General features: G+C 72.7%; 14 protein-coding genes. 6 read left to right on the top strand and 8 right to left on the bottom strand.

Going from position 1 to position 15354, the window contains the following annotated elements; genetic code table 11:
• Positions 1–7: 7 nt before the first annotated feature.
• The 5 genes from ACWDRB_RS42200 to ACWDRB_RS42180 all read right to left on the bottom strand — a co-directional run bounded on the left by ACWDRB_RS42200 (position 8) and on the right by ACWDRB_RS42180 (position 5481).
• Positions 8–1498: a carboxylesterase/lipase family protein gene (locus ACWDRB_RS42200; RefSeq protein ID WP_449903676.1), complete on the bottom strand. Its 1491-nt coding sequence runs from the start codon at positions 1496–1498 to the stop codon at positions 8–10.
• Positions 1499–1607: 109 nt separating this feature from the next.
• Positions 1608–2405, bottom strand: coding sequence for an alpha/beta hydrolase (locus ACWDRB_RS42195; protein WP_449903674.1), 798 nt, complete (start codon positions 2403–2405; stop codon positions 1608–1610).
• Between the two features lie 42 nt (positions 2406–2447).
• Complete coding sequence (locus tag ACWDRB_RS42190) at positions 2448–3659, bottom strand: amidohydrolase family protein (protein WP_449903672.1); 1212 nt, start codon at positions 3657–3659, stop codon at positions 2448–2450.
• Positions 3656–4099 carry a GAF domain-containing protein gene (locus ACWDRB_RS42185; RefSeq protein WP_449903670.1) on the bottom strand — a complete coding sequence of 148 codons (444 nt, stop codon included), beginning with the start codon at positions 4097–4099 and terminating at the stop codon, positions 3656–3658. Before ACWDRB_RS42185 ends, ACWDRB_RS42190 begins: the two co-directional genes overlap by 4 nt.
• Entirely contained in the window at positions 4096–5481 is a 1386-nt protein-coding gene (locus ACWDRB_RS42180; protein ID WP_449903668.1) for an MFS transporter, read from the bottom strand. The genes ACWDRB_RS42185 and ACWDRB_RS42180 overlap by 4 nt, the downstream gene beginning before the upstream one ends.
• 113 nt (positions 5482–5594) lie before the next feature.
• On the opposite strand from ACWDRB_RS42180, the gene ACWDRB_RS42175 reads away from it, so the two are divergent.
• The 4 genes from ACWDRB_RS42175 (at position 5595) to ACWDRB_RS42160 (ending at position 10821) form a co-directional block, all read left to right on the top strand.
• On the top strand, positions 5595–6494 hold the full coding sequence (locus ACWDRB_RS42175) for a MurR/RpiR family transcriptional regulator (protein ID WP_350733881.1): 900 nt from the start codon (positions 5595–5597) through the stop codon (positions 6492–6494).
• 81 nt (positions 6495–6575) lie between these two features.
• A complete protein-coding gene (locus ACWDRB_RS42170; protein ID WP_449903664.1) occupies positions 6576–8378 on the top strand; it encodes an ABC transporter ATP-binding protein in 1803 nt (600 codons plus the stop codon).
• On the top strand, positions 8375–10093 hold the full coding sequence (locus tag ACWDRB_RS42165; protein ID WP_449903661.1) for an ABC transporter ATP-binding protein: 1719 nt from the start codon (positions 8375–8377) through the stop codon (positions 10091–10093). The genes ACWDRB_RS42170 and ACWDRB_RS42165 overlap by 4 nt, the downstream gene beginning before the upstream one ends.
• Positions 10094–10140: 47 nt before the next feature.
• Positions 10141–10821 (top strand): TetR/AcrR family transcriptional regulator, encoded by a 681-nt coding sequence (locus ACWDRB_RS42160; protein WP_449903659.1) that lies wholly within the window; start codon positions 10141–10143, stop codon positions 10819–10821.
• Between the two features lie 18 nt (positions 10822–10839).
• Here ACWDRB_RS42160 and ACWDRB_RS42155 read toward each other — a convergent pair whose 3' ends face one another.
• The 3 genes from ACWDRB_RS42155 to ACWDRB_RS42145 all read right to left on the bottom strand — a co-directional run bounded on the left by ACWDRB_RS42155 (position 10840) and on the right by ACWDRB_RS42145 (position 13374).
• Positions 10840–11379, bottom strand: coding sequence for a hypothetical protein (locus tag ACWDRB_RS42155; protein WP_449903657.1), 540 nt, complete (start codon positions 11377–11379; stop codon positions 10840–10842).
• 74 nt (positions 11380–11453) lie between these two features.
• Positions 11454–12014 (bottom strand): hypothetical protein, encoded by a 561-nt coding sequence (locus ACWDRB_RS42150; RefSeq protein ID WP_449903654.1) that lies wholly within the window; start codon positions 12012–12014, stop codon positions 11454–11456.
• Between the two features lie 73 nt (positions 12015–12087).
• Complete coding sequence (locus ACWDRB_RS42145; protein ID WP_350733872.1) at positions 12088–13374, bottom strand: ArsB/NhaD family transporter; 1287 nt, start codon at positions 13372–13374, stop codon at positions 12088–12090.
• 322 nt (positions 13375–13696) lie between these two features.
• Here ACWDRB_RS42145 and ACWDRB_RS42140 point away from each other — a divergent pair, with 322 nt between their 5' ends.
• Together ACWDRB_RS42140 and ACWDRB_RS42135 are read left to right on the top strand one after the other, a co-directional pair.
• Positions 13697–14689 (top strand): HAMP domain-containing sensor histidine kinase, encoded by a 993-nt coding sequence (locus tag ACWDRB_RS42140; protein WP_449903652.1) that lies wholly within the window; start codon positions 13697–13699, stop codon positions 14687–14689.
• Positions 14686–15342 carry a response regulator gene (locus tag ACWDRB_RS42135; protein WP_192791443.1) on the top strand — a complete coding sequence of 219 codons (657 nt, stop codon included), beginning with the start codon at positions 14686–14688 and terminating at the stop codon, positions 15340–15342. The genes ACWDRB_RS42140 and ACWDRB_RS42135 overlap by 4 nt, the downstream gene beginning before the upstream one ends.
• Positions 15343–15354: the final 12 nt, after the last annotated feature.

Here is a 15354-nt window from a genome sequence, read left to right as displayed (position 1 = left end):
TGAGCCCTCATGACTGCAAAGAGCCCCAGAAGGCGCAATTGCTGGCGCCGGCGGTGTCGGTCAGGTGGATGCCGCCGCGGCCCGGCGCCAGGCTGAGCACGTCGCCGGAGCCGCTGAAGCGCGGCCAGCGCGGGACCCAGGGGGCGTTCGGGTGGCCGTCGCGGGCGAACGACGTCCAGTAGCCGATCATGGCGTTCGACAGCTTCTCCTGCTCGGCGTTGAGCCGGCCGAGCAGGCCGGGGAACAGGTAGACCAGCTCCGTCGCGTGCTCGGCGCCCTCCTCGAAACCGGGCACGTCCATCAGCGGCGGCGCGGCGCGGTCGGCGAACTGGTAGGCGTAGACCTCGACCCCGGCCCGGGAGAGCAGGCCGAAGGCGTCCTGGTGCGTGCAGGTGGCGAGCGGGCCGGTGCCGTGGGTCAGCATGGTGGCCAGCCCGATCCGCAGGTCGGGGCCGGTGGCGGGATAGCGGGCCAGGACCTGGCCGGCGTTGGCCCCGTACGTGGCGCGCACGAACTGCTCGTATTGCGCCTGCGTGATCGGCTTCGGGTAGGTCAGGCCGGCATACAGGCGCATCTCGTCGAGCGTGTTGCCGTGCATGACGGGCACGCGGTTGATCCGGCCGCTCTCGATCGCCGCGCGGGGCTGGAGCGGCAGCACATGGTCGCCGCCCGCGACCGGGTACGGGTTGTGGCCCCGGAACGCCTCCAGCAGCGTCTTGACCGGCAGCGCCCGCAGGCAGGCGGCGGCCCCGGCGGCACAGCCCACGGCCGCGGCGAACCTGGCCCCCTCGGCCTCCGCCTGCCCCTCGGTGCGGGTGGGGGAGGAGCAGCTGAAGCTCTGCACGATCGCCTTGTCGAACAGCCCGGCGGCGGTGGGAGAGGCCAGGCCGGCGCAGATGTCGGCGGCTCCGGCGGACTCCCCGAACACCGTCACGTTGCGGGGGTCGCCGCCGAACGCCGCGATGTTCCGCCGCACCCAGCGCAGCGCCGCCTGCTGGTCGAGCAGCCCGTAGTTGCCGCTCTGGTAGCGCTCGCCCGTCTCCAGCGCGGGGTGCGCCAGCCAGCCGAGCGCGCCGAGCCGGTAGTTGACGCTCACGACCACGACGCCGCCCCGGGTCGCCATCCTGGTCAGGTCGTAGAAGGCGGGGTTGCCGCCGGCGTTGCCGCCGCCGTGCAGCCACACCATGACCGGCCGGTCGCGGCCCCTGCGCGGCGCGGTGACGTTGAGGTAGAGGCAGTCCTCGCCGTACGACGTCTTGCCGCCGTAGGGCTCGGCGAGCTGCGCGCACTGGCTGCCGAACGCCGTCGCGTCGCGGACGTCCGTCCACGGCTTGGCCGGCTGCGGCGGCCGCCATCGGAGCGGGCCCGTGGGCGGCTGGGCGTACGGGATGCCGCGGAAGGCCCGGTGGTCCTTGCGCACCTCGCCTTTGACCATGCCCTTGTCGGTGCGCACCAGCGCGGACGGGGCCGACTCGGCGGCGACGGGAGTGGTGGTCATGACCAGGGAGAGTGCCGCCGCTGCGGCGCGAACGAGTCTCACTGGGCCCCCTATTGTTACCGTACGTAATCCTTCCGTTCCTGAACGTACACGATGAGGGGGTGTGGAACTACTGATTTATTCGTCCGGCCAGGTCGACCACGGCGCCCACGACCTCGTCGCCGGCCAGCATGACCAGGTCGTTGTGGCCCGCCCCGGCGACCTCGACGGTCGTGGCGCGCTCGCCCGCCGCCTCGGCGACCGCCCTGCTGAGCCGCGGGGGCACGATCGTGTCGCGGGTGCCGTACACGACGATGACCGGCGCCCGCACCCGCCGGATGCTCTCCGCGACCGGGAAGCGGTCCCGCAGCAGCGTCCTGACCGGCAGGAACGGGTAGTTGGCCCGCCCGGCGGCGGCCAGGTCGGTGAACGGCGAACGCAGCACCATGCCGTCGGGCGGGCGCTCCAGGGCGAGCCGGGTGACCACGGCCGCGCCCAGGCTCTCGCCGAAGTAGATGACGCGGGTGTCGCCGAGGTGGTCGCGGGCGGCCAGGGCGTCCTGGCGCAGCCCCTCCTCCGTCGGGCTGCCGGGGTTGCCGCCGTAGCCGCGGTAGTCCATGAGGAGCACCGCGAACCCGTGCTCCGACAGCGCGCGGGCCAAGGGGGCGCGGTCGCGCCGGTTGCCCCCGTTCCCGCCCGCGATCAGGACGGTCACGCCGCGGGTGCCGGGGACGTACCAGGCCGTGAGCCGGAGCCCGTCGCCGGTCGTGAACGTGACGTCCCGCGCGCCCGGGACGACCTCGGCGGCGGGCGGCACGGGCGCGCTGTCGGGCAGGTAGATCAGCCGCCGCTGGAACACCCACAGCAGGGCGAGCAGCAGGAGCAGCACCGCGACCACCACGAGAGCGGCGCGCGTCAGCGTGGTCACCCTGCCACTATGCAACGCCGCCCGCCCCGAAGCGGCCCCGGCTCAGCCGGAGACGACGCGGCCCGCCTGGACGACGTGCCTGAAGTGGGCGGGGTCCGCGAGGACGCCGATGTCGGCCAGCGGATCGCCGTCGAGCACGAGCAGGTCCGCGTGCGCTCCCACGGCCAGCGTGCCGACCTCCCCCGCCATCCCGACCAGCTCCGCCGCCCCGGCCGTCGCGGCCCGCAGCACGTCGATCGGCTGCTGCACCTCCCGCCGCAGCCGGAACTCGTGGTTCTGGTGCCGGTGCATGCCGCCGAGCAGGTCGGTCCCGTACGCCAGCCGCACCCCGCCCCGCGCGGCCCGCTCCAGCGCGACCAGCCCGGCCTCGAGCACCTCGTCCACCTTGCGCCAGCTCCGCTCGGGCAGCCCGAACGTGAGCCCCTCCTCCTTGAGCGCCCAGTACGTCACCAGCGTCGGCACCAGGAACGCGTCGTGCCGCCGGAACAGCTCCACGCTCGTGTCGTCGATCAGGTTCCCGTGCTCGATCGAGCGCACCCCGGCCTCGAGCGCCCGGTTGACGGCCCGGGCGGTGTAGGCGTGCGCGGCGACGTACCGGTTGGCCGCCTCGGCCTCCTCGACGACCGCGCGCAGCTCGTCCATGGAGTACTGGGTCGAGTCGATGCGGTCGGTCGGGGAGGCCACGCCGCCGGAGGCCATGACCTTGATGTGGTGCGCGCCCTTGCGCAGCTCGTCGCGGGCGGCGACGCGTACGGCGTCGACCCCGTCGGCCACGCGGCCGACGCCGGCGCAGCAGGGGTGGTCGTCCTGCTGGTGCTCGCCCCGGCCGCGGAAGTCCGCGTGGCCGCCCGTCTGGCTCAGCCCCTTGCCGCAGAACAGCAGCCGTGGCCCCCGGATCAGCCCCTCCGCCTGCGCGTCGGCCAGCCCGAAGTCGGCGCCGGACGCGTCGCGCACCGTGGTGAAGCCCCGGTCGAGCATCCCGCCCATGATCTGGGCGCTGTGCGCGGCGACGTAGGAGGGGGACATGGAGCCGAGCGTGCCGAGGTTCGCGGTGGAGGCGGTGACGTGCACGTGCGCGTCGATCAGCCCCGGCACCACGTGCGCACCGGCGAGGTCGATCACCCGCGTGCCGTCCGGCGCGCTCAGCCGCGGTCCCGTCTCGGCGACCCGGCCGTCCGCGCAGCGCAGGTCGCCCTCGGCGTACTCGCCGCTCGTCACGTCCAGGATCAGAGCGTTACGCAGCAACAGGCTCATGCGGCACCTCCGCGCGCTGCCGACGACCGAAGCGCCGGGACGGCGAGCGGCGCGAGCGAGCGCGCCACGGTCACCGACTCCTCGTCGTAGCTTCCCTCGGCGTCGAGGATGTTCAGCACGCCGAGCACCTCCCCCTGGTCGACCACCGGGACGTTGATGATCGTCCCGCAGCCCAGGCTCTCGATCAGCTCGTGGTCGGCGAAGATCTCCCGTACCGCGGCCCGGTCCTTGCCGAAGTACGGCTCGCGGCCCTCGATGCACCGGGCCAGCCAGCCCTGGGCGACCTCCACGGTCTTCTCCCCGCCCACCGGATACTGCTCGGGATGGCTGGTGTGGACGCGGCGCAGCGCCCGCCGCTCCGGCACCCAGGCCAGGACCGTGAACAGCCGCACTCCCACCTCCCGTCGCACGGTCTCTTCAAGCTCGCTCAATCCGGTCATTTGCTCGCCTCCTTGGCGGGTTCCGTCAGCTCCTCAAGTGATCTCCCGGCCGTGGCCAGGCCGAACACGACCACGCACACCACCCCGACCACCAGCACCGCCGTCGTCAGGCCGAACACGCCGCCGAAGCCGAGGCTCGCCGCCGACAGCCCGATGATCGTCGGGGCCAGGATGCTGCCGACCCGCCCGAACGCGCTCGACAGGCCCGTTCCGGTGGCGCGGATCCAGGTGGGGAAGACCTCGGGGGTGTAGGAGTAGACGCCCGCGTACGTGCCGTTCAGGAAGAACGACAGCACCGCGCCCGCGAGCGTGATCGTGGCGGGCGTGTCCATCTGCGACAGCCAGAACGCGCTGACCGCCGAGCCGGACAGGTAGATCGCGATGGTGTTCTTGCGGTCGAGCCGCTCCGACAGCCAGGCCGCGGAGAAGTAGCCGGGGACCTGCGCCAGGTAGATGATGATCGAGAACTCGAAGCTCTTGGTCACCGTGATGCCGCGCTGCACGAGAAGGGTGGGGATCCACGAGAAGAACCCGTAGTACGAGAACGTGATCACGAACCAGATCAGCCACGTCACAGCCGTCCGCCTGGCCATGACCGGGCTCCACAGGAACCGGAGCGCGCTGATCAGGTTGACCCCGGCCGGCTTGGTGGCGGCGTTGGTGGCCGGCTGGGCGGCCGACTCGGGCACCGGCGGGAGCGGCTGTCCGGTGGCCCGCTCGACGCGGCGTTCGAGGTCGGCGACCACCGCCTCGGCCTCGTCCACGCGGCCGTTCTGCAGCAGGAAGCGCGGCGACTCGGGCAGCGAGCGGCGCCACCACAGCAGCATGACGATCGGCAGCGCGGTGATCACCTGCGCGATCCGCCAGCCGTCGTCCATCGTCGGCACCACGAAGCGGCCGATCAGCGCCGCCATCACGAACCCGAACGAGAAGAACCCGGCCAGCGCGCCGATGAACCATCCGCGCCGCTTCGCCGGCACGAACTCCGACAGGAACGGCGCGATGATCGCGCTCTCCGCGCCCGCGCCGGCCCCGGCCAGCACCCGGGAGCCCAGGAAGACCTCATAATTCGGGGCGAACGCGGCGACCACGGAGAAGGCGGCGTAGAAGGCGAGCGCGTACATCATGACCTTCTTGCGGCCGATACGGTCGCCGAGCAGGCCCGCGACGGTCGCGCCGAACAGGAACCCGAACGGGGTCGCGGACCCGATGAGGCCGAGCTGTCCGTTGGACAGGCCCCAGGCGTCCTGCGCGCTGGGGAGCAAGAATGCCACGACGGCCGAGTCCATGCCGTCGAAGGTGTAGCCGAGGCCGCCGATGAGGAGGAGCAGGTAGTGAGGGCGGCTCAGCGGGAGCCGGTCCAGACGGGCCAACAGGGTCATTGAACAACACCTTCCCGAGGTCATGGCCCCTTCAGGTTGATTGCGCAGCAACATATAGTGCGAAATATCCGAAATGCAATGGTCTTTGCAGAATGGCAGTGGAGAGGGACACGGTGACAGAGCAGGCCGCGGACAGCTTCGAGGAGTGGTTGCGGACCCGGGTGCCCCCGCGCGGGCTGCGCGGCAAGGCGGCCGCGGTGCTGGAGATCCTGCTCTCCCAGCCGCGGCGGGCGTCGTTCGAGTCCGCGGCCGAGCTGGCGCAGGTCGCGGGGGTGAACGTGGCGACCGTGACGCGTACGGCGCAGGCGCTCGGGTTCGCCGGGTGGCCGGCGCTCCAGCAGGAGCTGCGGGCGCGCTACCTGTCCTCGCTGAGCGCCGGCCAGGTGGCCGCCGAGCACCGCGGCACCGGCTCGCCCAGCTCCCGCTCGCTCCGGCGCGACCTGGACAGCCTCGCGCTGCTGAACCGCCGCCTCGACGAGGGCGTCCTGCTCACGATCGCCGAGGCCGTCGCCGCGGCGGGCCGTACCGTGATCGTCGCCGACGGCAGCTACGCGGCCGTCGGGCTGGCCCTGGCCCACAACGCCCGCCTGGCGGGCTATCCCGTCACGGCCGTGACCAACGGCGACGCGGAGCTGGCCAACGCGGTGGCCGCGCTCGGCGCCGGGGACGTGCTGGTGGCGATCAGCTTCTGGCGCCTGTACGAGAGCACGGTCCTGGCCGCGAACGTGGCCCGCTCGCGCGGGGTGCGGGTGTTCGCCCTCACGGACGCGGCCAGTCCCGCGCTGGCCGAGGCGGCCGAGGAGGTGGTCATGGTGCCGGCGGAGGGGGAGGCGTTCTTCCCGTCGCTGACGGCGGGCATGGCGGTCGCCCAGGCCCTGGTCACCCAGCTCGCCGCCGTGGACCCGGCCCGTACGGGCGCCTCGATCGAGGCGGCGGAGGCCATGTGGACGCGCTTCGGCCTGCTGCACCGCCGCCCGGCCACCCCTACACCCCCCAGTCCGCCGAGGCCTTAGTTATGTGAGCCTTGCCTATTCGAGAATGCCTGTAACAAAATCGGTTCCAGGCGGAAACCCTCGAAGCGCGGAGGCTCACACATGACGATCACCGCCGAACCGGCGGCCCCCGTGGCGTCCCCGCCCGAGGACGGCGGGCCCGCTCCCGACCGCGCCGCGTTACTCGCGCTCCTCGCCCCCATCCGCCCGAGGCTGGTCGCCGCCGCCGTGCTCCAGGTGGTGTACGCCGTCTCGGCGCTCGTGCCGTTCGTGTGCGTGGCCGAGCTGGCCCGGGTGCTGCTGAGCGCGGCCCCCGAGGCCGGCCGGGTCTGGCTGATCGCCGGGATCGCGGTGGCCGGGCTGCTGGTCAGGTTCACGTCGTTCGGCCTGGCCGGGGCGATCACCCACTTCGCGGACGCCGACCTGCAGCTCCACCTGCGCCGCCGGATGGCCGCGCACCTGTCGCGGGTGCCGCTGGGCTGGTTCGGCGAGCGCAACTCGGGCCAGGTCAAGAAGGTCCTGCAGGACGACGTGCGCGAGATGCACCACCTCGTCGCGCATGCCCTGCTCGACCTGCTCGCCGCCGTGGTGACCCCGCTGACCGCGCTCGCCTACCTGCTGTACGTCGACTGGCGGCTCACGCTCGTCGTGCTCATCCCCGTGCCGCTGTTCGCCGTCGCGTTCGCGGTCATGATGCGCGGCTACGACGAGCAGATGCGGCGCTGGAGCGAGGCGAACACCAGGATCAGCGCGGCCGTGGTCGAGTTCGTGCAGGGGATCGCGGTGATCAAGACGTTCGGGCAGGCCAGACGCTCCTACCGGCGCTTCGCCGAGGCCGCCGACGACTTCGCCGAGTTCTTCGGCGCCTGGGTGCGGCCCATGCTCAGGCTCAGCGGCGTCTCGAACGCGCTCATCTCGCCCCCGACCATGCTGCTCGTGGCCACCGCGGGAGGCGTCGTGTTCGCCGCGAACGGCTGGCTGGCGCCGGTGGACGTGCTGCCGTTCGTGCTGGTCGGGGTGGCGCTGACGGCGCCGTTCCTCACCCTGGACATGGGCTCGATGCGGCTGCGGCGCGCGGCCGAGTCGGCCGGGCGGGTGGCCGCGCTGCTGGCGACGCCGCCGCTGCCCGAGCCCGCCGAGCCGACCCGCCCGCAGGGCCGCCGGGTGGAGTTCCACGACGTGTCGTTCTCGTACGACGGGAGCACGCCGGTGCTGCGCGGGGTGGACCTGACGCTGGCGCCCGGCACCGTGACCGCGCTGGTCGGGCCGTCGGGCTCGGGGAAGTCCACGCTGGCCAAGCTGCTGCCCCGCTTCTACGACCCCGGCTCGGGCCAGGTGACGGTGGGCGGCGTGGACGTGCGCGACATCGGCTCCGCCGAGCTGTACCACCACGTCGGCTTCGTCCTGCAGGACGTGCAGCTCCTGCGCGCGTCCGTCGCGGACAACATCGCGCTCGGCCGCCCCGATGCGGGGCGCGAGGAGGTCGAGCGGATGGCCCGCGCGGCCCAGATCCACGACCGGATCACGGAGCTGCCGCGCGGCTACGACTCGGTGATCGGGGAGGACGCCCACCTGTCGGGCGGCGAGGCGCAGCGCGTGTCGATCGCCCGCGCCCTGCTGGCCGACGCGCCGATCCTGGTGCTGGACGAGGCCACCGCGTTCGCCGACCCGGAGTCGGAGTCGGCCATCCAGGACGCGCTGTCCACGCTGGTGGCCGGCCGCACGCTGCTGGTCATCGCCCACCGGCTGGGCACGATCACCGGCGCCGACCAGATCGCGGTGCTCGACGGCGGCCGGATCGTCGAGCGCGGCACCCATGACGAGCTCCGCGCGGCCGGCGGGCTCTACACCCGGCTGTGGGCGGCCCACGTACGCGACGACGATCGGGATTGGACCCGGGCATGATCGGAGAACTGGGCGCCGTACTCGGCCCCGAGCACGGGGCGCGCCTGCGCCGCAGCCTGCTCGCGATGATCGTCTACGGCGTGCTGCAGGGCGCGTCGTTCGCGATGCTCGTGCCAGTGCTGCGCGCGCTGCTGTCCGGCGAGGCGGCCGGACCGTGGCTCGCGGCCTTCGCCGTCGTGGTCGCGGCCACCGCCGTCGCCTCCTACCAGCAGTCGCAGTACGGCTACGCGGTCGGCCTGGCCGCCCTGCGCACGCTCTACCACCGGATGGGCGACCACGTGGCCGGGCTGCCGGTCGGCTGGTTCAGCGCCGACCGGGTGGGCCGGCTCGGGCAGCTCGCGGGCAAGGGCGTCATGGACGTGATGAGCGTGCCCGCCCACCTGCTCCAGGTCGTGGTGACCTCGGTGACCGCGCCGGCGACCGTGCTGGTGTGCATGTTCGTGTTCGACTGGCGGCTGGGGCTGGCGGCCCTGGTCACGGCGCCGTTCCTGTGGCTGGCGTTCCGCTGGACGCAGACCCTGGTGCAGCGCAGCGACACCGCGATGGACGACGCGGGGGCCGAGGGGGCCGACCGCGTGGTGGAGTTCGCCCGGCAGCAGGCGTCCCTGAGGGCGTTCGGGCGCACGGCGGACGGCTACGACCTGCTCGACGACGCGCTGGTGCGGCAGCGGTCGGCGCTGCGGCGCCTCCTGCGGACCACGCTGCCCGGCCTCGGAACGGTCGCGCTGACCGTGCAGCTCGCCTTCACCGCGATCCTGCTGGTGGGCTGCTCGCTGGCGCTCGGCGGCGCGGTGGACGTGCCGGAGCTGGTCGGGGTGCTGGTCCTGGCCGTGCGGTTCACCGAACCGCTGCTCGCCGCCGCCGACGTGGGCGGCGAGCTGCGCATGGCACGCGGCGCGCTGCGGCGCATCCGCGACGTCCTGACCACGCCGCCGCTGCCGTCCGGCGGCACGGCGCGGGCCGGTGAGCCGTCGATCGAGCTGGACGGGGTGAGCTTCGCCTACGACGAGCGGCCGCTGCTGCGGGACGTGAGCTTCACCGTCGCGCCCCGCACGGTGACCGCGCTGGTCGGGCCCTCCGGGTCCGGCAAGACCACGCTCACCCGTCTCATCGCCCGCTTCTGGGACGCCTCCGCCGGGTCGGTCCGGGTCTGCGGGAACGACGTGCGCGACTACCCGCCCGAGGACCTGATGGCCCAGCTGTCGATCGTGTTCCAGGACGTGTACCTGTTCGAGGGCACGCTGGAGGACAACATCCGGCTGGGGCGGCCGGACGCCACGGACGAGGAGGTCCGCGAGGCGGGCCGGCTGGCGCGCGTCGAGGAGATCGCCGCGCGGCTGCCCGGCGGCTGGCAGGCGAGGGTCGGCGAGGCCGGGGCGACCCTCTCCGGCGGCGAGCGCCAGCGGGTGTCCATCGCCCGCGCGATCCTCAAGGACGCGCCGATCGTGCTGCTGGACGAGGCCACCGCCGCGCTGGACCCGGAGAACGAGTCCGCTCTGATGGACGCGCTGGCCACGCTCGCCCGCGACCGGACGCTGCTGGTGATCGCGCACCGGCTGACCACGATCGCCGCCGCCGACCAGATCGTCATGCTGGAGGGCGGCGTGATCGCCGAGCGCGGCACCCACCAGGAGCTGCTGGACGCGGGTGGCCGGTACGCTGCGTTCTGGGAAGAACGCGCGCGGGCCCGCGGCTGGCGCCTCGTACGCGCCTGACCGGTGGACGGCCCGGCGCGACGTGATCGACGGCGGTAGGGGGCTCGATGGGTGAGGAGACGACGGCGCGGGAGTGGCGCGTGCTGGGCCGCCCGCGCGGCCGCCCGCCGCGCATCACCCGGCCCGACATCGCCGACGCCGCGCTGGCCGTCGGGTTCGACAACCTGACCCTGGCCACCGTGGCCGACCGCCTCCGGGTCGCCCACTCGGCCCTCTACCGCCACGTGGCCGACCGCGAGGAGCTGGTCGTCGTGGCCATCAACCGCGCGATCGGCAAGGCGGACTGGCCGGAGCCGACCGGCGAGTGGCGCTCGGACCTGGAGGCGCAGGCCGGGGCGCTGTGGGCGCTGCTGGAGGCCCACCCCGGCCTGATCAAGGAATTCCTCAAGCTCAAGCGCTTCCCCGACGAGGTGATGCACCGCTTCGGCGCGGCCGTCCAGCGCCTGATCGGCTACGGCTTCGCGGTGGAGGACGCGTTCCTCGCCGTCGACACCGTCTTCGACCTGGCGATCGACGTCTTCGGCAGGGGCCAGCAGCTGGACGCGCCCGCGGGCGGCTCCGCCGGCACGGCCAAGGTCCGCGACAGCTCGGCCGACGCCTGGGCCGAGGCGGTCGGCCCGGAGGTGGCGCCCGTCATGCGGCGGGCGCTGTCGGAGCCGGCCTCCGTGTGGTTCAACCGCAAGCTCGGCCTCGTCCTGGACGGCATCGCGGCCGGCCTGGCCCCCTAGCTGGAAGCGCTGTCGTCCTCACAACCAGCTGGCGCGGACGGCGGCGGCCGAGGCGTCGTCCGGCGGGGTCGCGAGGGCGCCGGAGTGGACGCCGTCGAGGAGGCGGGCGACGGTCTCGACGATCTCCTCGGCACGCTCGCGCAGGCCGGCCACGTCCGCCGGGCTCACCTCGCCGCGGTCCACCCCGACCTCGTCGAGCACGCCCTCCAGGTCGGCCAGCCGTCCGCTCAGCCACTTCAGCGGCTCGCCGGAGAGCTCCTTGTCGAACACCCGCCTGCCCGGTTCCCACCCGTCGATGCCGGGGTGATGGTGGGTACGGTCGAAGCTGCCGGGTGCGCTGTTGACCGACTCCAGCAGGTCCACCCGCCACAGGGGGCGTTCGACGGTGATGGGCCGGGCCGAGTAGATCGACCCGTTCAGCTCGCCGGGATGCAGCTTCCGCAGCTCCAGGCGTACGCCGCGCTCGGCGCCCTCCTGTCCTCTGATCGGGTCGGGGTCGATGAAGTAGATGTCGCTGACCGCCACGCCGATCCGTTCGAAGCCGAAGACGTAGAGCATGGGGAACCACTCCTTCATGAAAGCCGGGAGTCGGGACCTTCATGGACGTACCCACTTGAAGCCCGGGCGATCGCTCAGTGGAGCCGGTAGCCGATCTGCCCCGCCGGTTCGGCCGGGCCCCTGCTCAGCAGCAGCGTGCCGAGCCAGATGAGCGCCATGCCGACCGGCGTCAGGGCCGGTTCGAGCAGCCCTCCGATCAGCACCGCCACGCCCGTGGCCGTGACGGCCGCGCTCAGCACCGTGACCCGCCGCAGCGCCGCGAGCACGGACGCCAGCGCGACCAGGGCGGCGAAGGCGGCACCGTAGACGAACGGCTCCCACGCCGCGACGCGCGGGCTCTCGAACCTGTTGTAGAGGTCGACGGCGAGACCGACGACGTTGGCGGCCGTGCTGAGCAGCGCCACCGCCGTGGCGGCGTCCGCCGCCGCCCGCCACCCGCCCGTCACGGGCCCGGCCATGCGGCGCAGCGCCAGGAGCATGACGCCGAACATCAGGAACCCTGCCAGCAGGACCGCGTGCGCGGCCGCCCACCACGGCCCGCCGACGGCATCGGCGCCGGGGAGGCGCGTGAGGAGACTGCCGGCGAGCAGCGCGGCGGGGGCCGCGGTGAAGGAGATCTGGGTGAGGCGGTTCATGAGGCCCACGATGCCTCCTCGGGTCAGGGGCGCTCATCGGTGATCGCCCCTGACTTTCCCCTGATGTCCCCGGTCAGGCGAAGTAGCGCAGCCAGACGTACGCCCAGGCCATCAGCGTGCTGATGACGGTCACGACGATGCCGTACCGGGTGAACTGCCAGAAGGTGATCTTGTGTCCGGAACGCGCCGCGATGCCGAGTGCCACCACGTTCGCGCTGGCCGCCACCGCCGTGCCGTTGCCGCCGAAGTCCGCGCCCAGCGCGAACGCCCACCACAGCGCCTGCCCGGTGCTCGGGTCGGGGATCTGCGCGACGACGCCCTCCACGATCGGGGCGGTCGTGGCGACGTACGGGATGTTGTCGAAGAACGCGCCCAGCACGCCCGAGCCGAACAGCAGCGCCGTCGCGGCGACGAAGTAGTCGTCGCCCAGCGCGCCCAGGGCCCACGTGCCGATCGCCCCGATGACACCCGTGTGGACCAGGCCCGCGACCATGACGAACAGGCCCATGAAGAAGACCAGCGTGGACCACTCGACCTCGCGCAGCACCTCGTGGACGTCCGTGCGCGAGACCATCAGCATCACCCCGGCCCCCACGAGGGCCACGATCGACGGGTCGACGTGAGCCACCGCGTGCAGCGCGAACCCGGCGATCACCAGGCCCAGCACCACCAGGCAGCGGGTCAGCAGCCGCGGGTCGGTGATGGCCCGCCGCTCGTCCAGCGCCATCACCGCCGCGGCGTGCCCGGCGTCATAGTGGAACGACCCGCGGAACAGCACCCGCGTGAGCAGCACGAACACGGCGAAGACGACCACCACGATCGGCGCCATGTGGACGAGGAAGTCGTTGAACGTCAACCCCGCCCGGCTGCCGATGATGATGTTGGGCGGGTCGCCGATGAGGGTCGCGGCGCCGCCGATGTTGGAGGCCAGCACCTCCGCGATGAGGTACGGCTGGGCGGGGATGCGCAGCCGGTCGCACACCATCACGGTGACCGGCGCGACCAGCATGATCGTGGTGACGTTGTCGAGGAAGGGCGAGGCGATGGCGGTGATCGCCATCAGCATGACCATCAGCCGGTACGGCCTGCCCTGCGACCGCTTGGCGGCCCAGATGGCGAGGTAGTCGAAGACCCCCGTCTGCTTGATGATCCCCACGATGATCATCATGCCGAACAGCAGGAAGATGACGTTCCAGTCGATGCCCTCGTGCTCGGAGAAGAACACCTCCGCGCCCGGGACCAGGCCCAGGACGGCCATCAGCCCGGCGGCGATGAGCACCACCTTGACCTTGTCGGCCTTCTCGGTGGCGATGAAGAAGAACGCGACCAGGAAGATCGCGAGGGCTACGTATGCGCTCATCCGTCACGCCCCGGCGGCCCGGACCGGGCGGCGGGGCATGACGATACAAGGCGGGATTGGCGGCACACGACTATCGACCTCCGGGGTCGGAACGGGTTCGGGCTTGGTGAGCCGCCGCTCCAGGATGATCGTCTCGTCGCGCGCGCCGCTTCGAGGACATCCTTCGCGGGCGGCGGCTCCGTCCCAGTCTCGTGGCCCGGGCGGGCCCGGCACCATCGGGTCCAGCACCCATACCGGGAGGGACGGAGCATGTAGGGACGTCCCGCAGGATGGGGGTCAGGCCGGATCGACAACCGGACCGGGAGACAAAGAGGCTGGTGAAATGACCGAGAGGGCGAAGAGGACGACCGGGAGCCCGGCACAGGCGCTGTTCCGGCGGCTGTTCATGATCAACGGGCTGGTGTTCGCGGTGGCCACGCTCGTCCTCGCGATCTCACCGGCCACCGTGTCCGCGCCCCTCGTGCTGGCCGAGGTGCCGGTGCTGATCGTGGGCCTGGCGCTGATGCTGGCCGCCAACGCGCTGCTCCTGCGCCGCAGCCTGGCCCCGCTGGACGCGCTGACCACGCTCATGCAGCGCGTGGACCTGCTGAGGACCGGTGAGCGGCTGACCGACGGCGGCAACAGCGACCTCACCCACGTGATCGCCACGTTCAACGCGATGCTCGACCGCCTGGAGGCCGAGCGCAGCGCCAGCAGCGGCCACGCCCTGGCCGCCCAGGAGGGCGAGCGGCGGCGCATCGCCCGCGAGCTGCACGACGAGATCGGCCAGAGCCTGACCGTGGTGCTCCTCGGCCTGAAGCGGGTGGTCGACCGCGCGCCCGACGACCTGCGCGAGGACCTGCACGGCGTGCAGGAGACCGTACGCGCCAGCCTCGACGAGGTCCGGCAGGTCGCCCGCCGGCTGCGGCCCGGCGTGCTGGAGGACCTCGGGCTGCACGCCGCCCTGAGCGCCCTGTGCATCGACGTCTCGCAGATGAGCGGGGTCCAGGTGACCCGCGCCGTCCAGCACGACCTGCCCGAGCTGGGCGCGGACGTCGAGCTCGTGCTGTACCGGATCGCCCAGGAGAGCCTCACGAACATCGCCAGGCACGCCCGCGCCACGCGTGCCGAGCTGTCACTGGCCACGCACGACGGGCGGCTGACCCTGCGCGTCACCGACGACGGGCAGGGCGGCGCGCGCCAGGACGGGGCCGGGATCCGGGGCATGCGCGAGCGAGCCCTGCTGATCGGCGCCCGCCTGACCGTCGACTCCCCACCGGGGGAAGGCACCCGCGTCCACCTGACCATCCCGAACGATCGGAGCCCAACGCGGTGAGCACTGCCAAGACCAGGATCCTGCTGGCCGACGACCACGCGCTGGTCCGCCGGGGACTCAAGATGATCCTCGACGCGGAGCCCGACCTGGAGGTCGTCGCCGAGGCCGCCGACGGCGCGGAGGCCGTCACGGCCGCGTCGGAGGACGCGGTGGACCTGGCCATCCTGGACATCGCGATGCCGCGCATGACCGGGCTCCAGGCGGCCCGCGAGATCTCCCGCCGCGCGCCCGGCATCCGCATCCTGATCCTTTCCATGTACGACAACGAGCAGTACTTCTTCGAGGCCCTCAAGGTCGGCGCCTCGGGATACGTGCTCAAGTCGGTCGCCGACCAGGACCTGCTGGAGGCGTGCCGGGCCACGATGCGCGGCGAGCCGTTCCTGTATCCCGGAGCGGTCACCGCGCTCATCCGCGACTACCTGCAGCGTTCGCGCGAGGGTGAGCGCATGCCCGAGAGCATCCTGACGCCCCGGGAGGAGGAGATCGTCAAGCTGATCGCGGAGGGCAACTCGGCCAAGGAGATCGCGGAGACGCTCGTCATCAGCGTGAAGACCGTGGACCGGCACCGGGCGAACATCCTGCAGAAGCTCGGCATGCGCGACCGCCTCGACCTGACCCGCTACGCCATCCGCGCGGGCCTCGTCGAGCCCTGATCAGGGGCGGAA

Source organism: Nonomuraea sp. NPDC003707 (genome assembly GCF_053587055.1).
The sequence above is the reverse complement of the archived record's forward strand: the minus strand, read 5'-3'. Positions and strand labels throughout refer to the sequence as shown.

Excerpts from the sequence above, each read along its gene's own strand:
- ACWDRB_RS42170 (WP_449903664.1), top strand. The coding sequence starts at position 6,576 with ATGACGATCACCGCCGAACCGGCGGCCCCCGTGGCGTCCCCGCCCGAG.
- ACWDRB_RS42145 (WP_350733872.1), bottom strand. The coding sequence starts at position 13,374 with ATGAGCGCATACGTAGCCCTCGCGATCTTCCTGGTCGCGTTCTTCTTC.
- ACWDRB_RS42160 (WP_449903659.1), top strand. The coding sequence starts at position 10,141 with ATGGGTGAGGAGACGACGGCGCGGGAGTGGCGCGTGCTGGGCCGCCCG.
- ACWDRB_RS42165 (WP_449903661.1), top strand. The coding sequence starts at position 8,375 with ATGATCGGAGAACTGGGCGCCGTACTCGGCCCCGAGCACGGGGCGCGC.
- ACWDRB_RS42180 (WP_449903668.1), bottom strand. The coding sequence starts at position 5,481 with ATGACCCTGTTGGCCCGTCTGGACCGGCTCCCGCTGAGCCGCCCTCAC.
- ACWDRB_RS42140 (WP_449903652.1), top strand. The coding sequence starts at position 13,697 with ATGACCGAGAGGGCGAAGAGGACGACCGGGAGCCCGGCACAGGCGCTG.
- ACWDRB_RS42190 (WP_449903672.1), bottom strand. The coding sequence starts at position 3,659 with ATGAGCCTGTTGCTGCGTAACGCTCTGATCCTGGACGTGACGAGCGGC.
- ACWDRB_RS42155 (WP_449903657.1), bottom strand. The coding sequence starts at position 11,379 with ATGCTCTACGTCTTCGGCTTCGAACGGATCGGCGTGGCGGTCAGCGAC.
- ACWDRB_RS42200 (WP_449903676.1), bottom strand. The coding sequence starts at position 1,498 with ATGACCACCACTCCCGTCGCCGCCGAGTCGGCCCCGTCCGCGCTGGTG.
- ACWDRB_RS42150 (WP_449903654.1), bottom strand. The coding sequence starts at position 12,014 with ATGAACCGCCTCACCCAGATCTCCTTCACCGCGGCCCCCGCCGCGCTG.
- ACWDRB_RS42185 (WP_449903670.1), bottom strand. The coding sequence starts at position 4,099 with ATGACCGGATTGAGCGAGCTTGAAGAGACCGTGCGACGGGAGGTGGGA.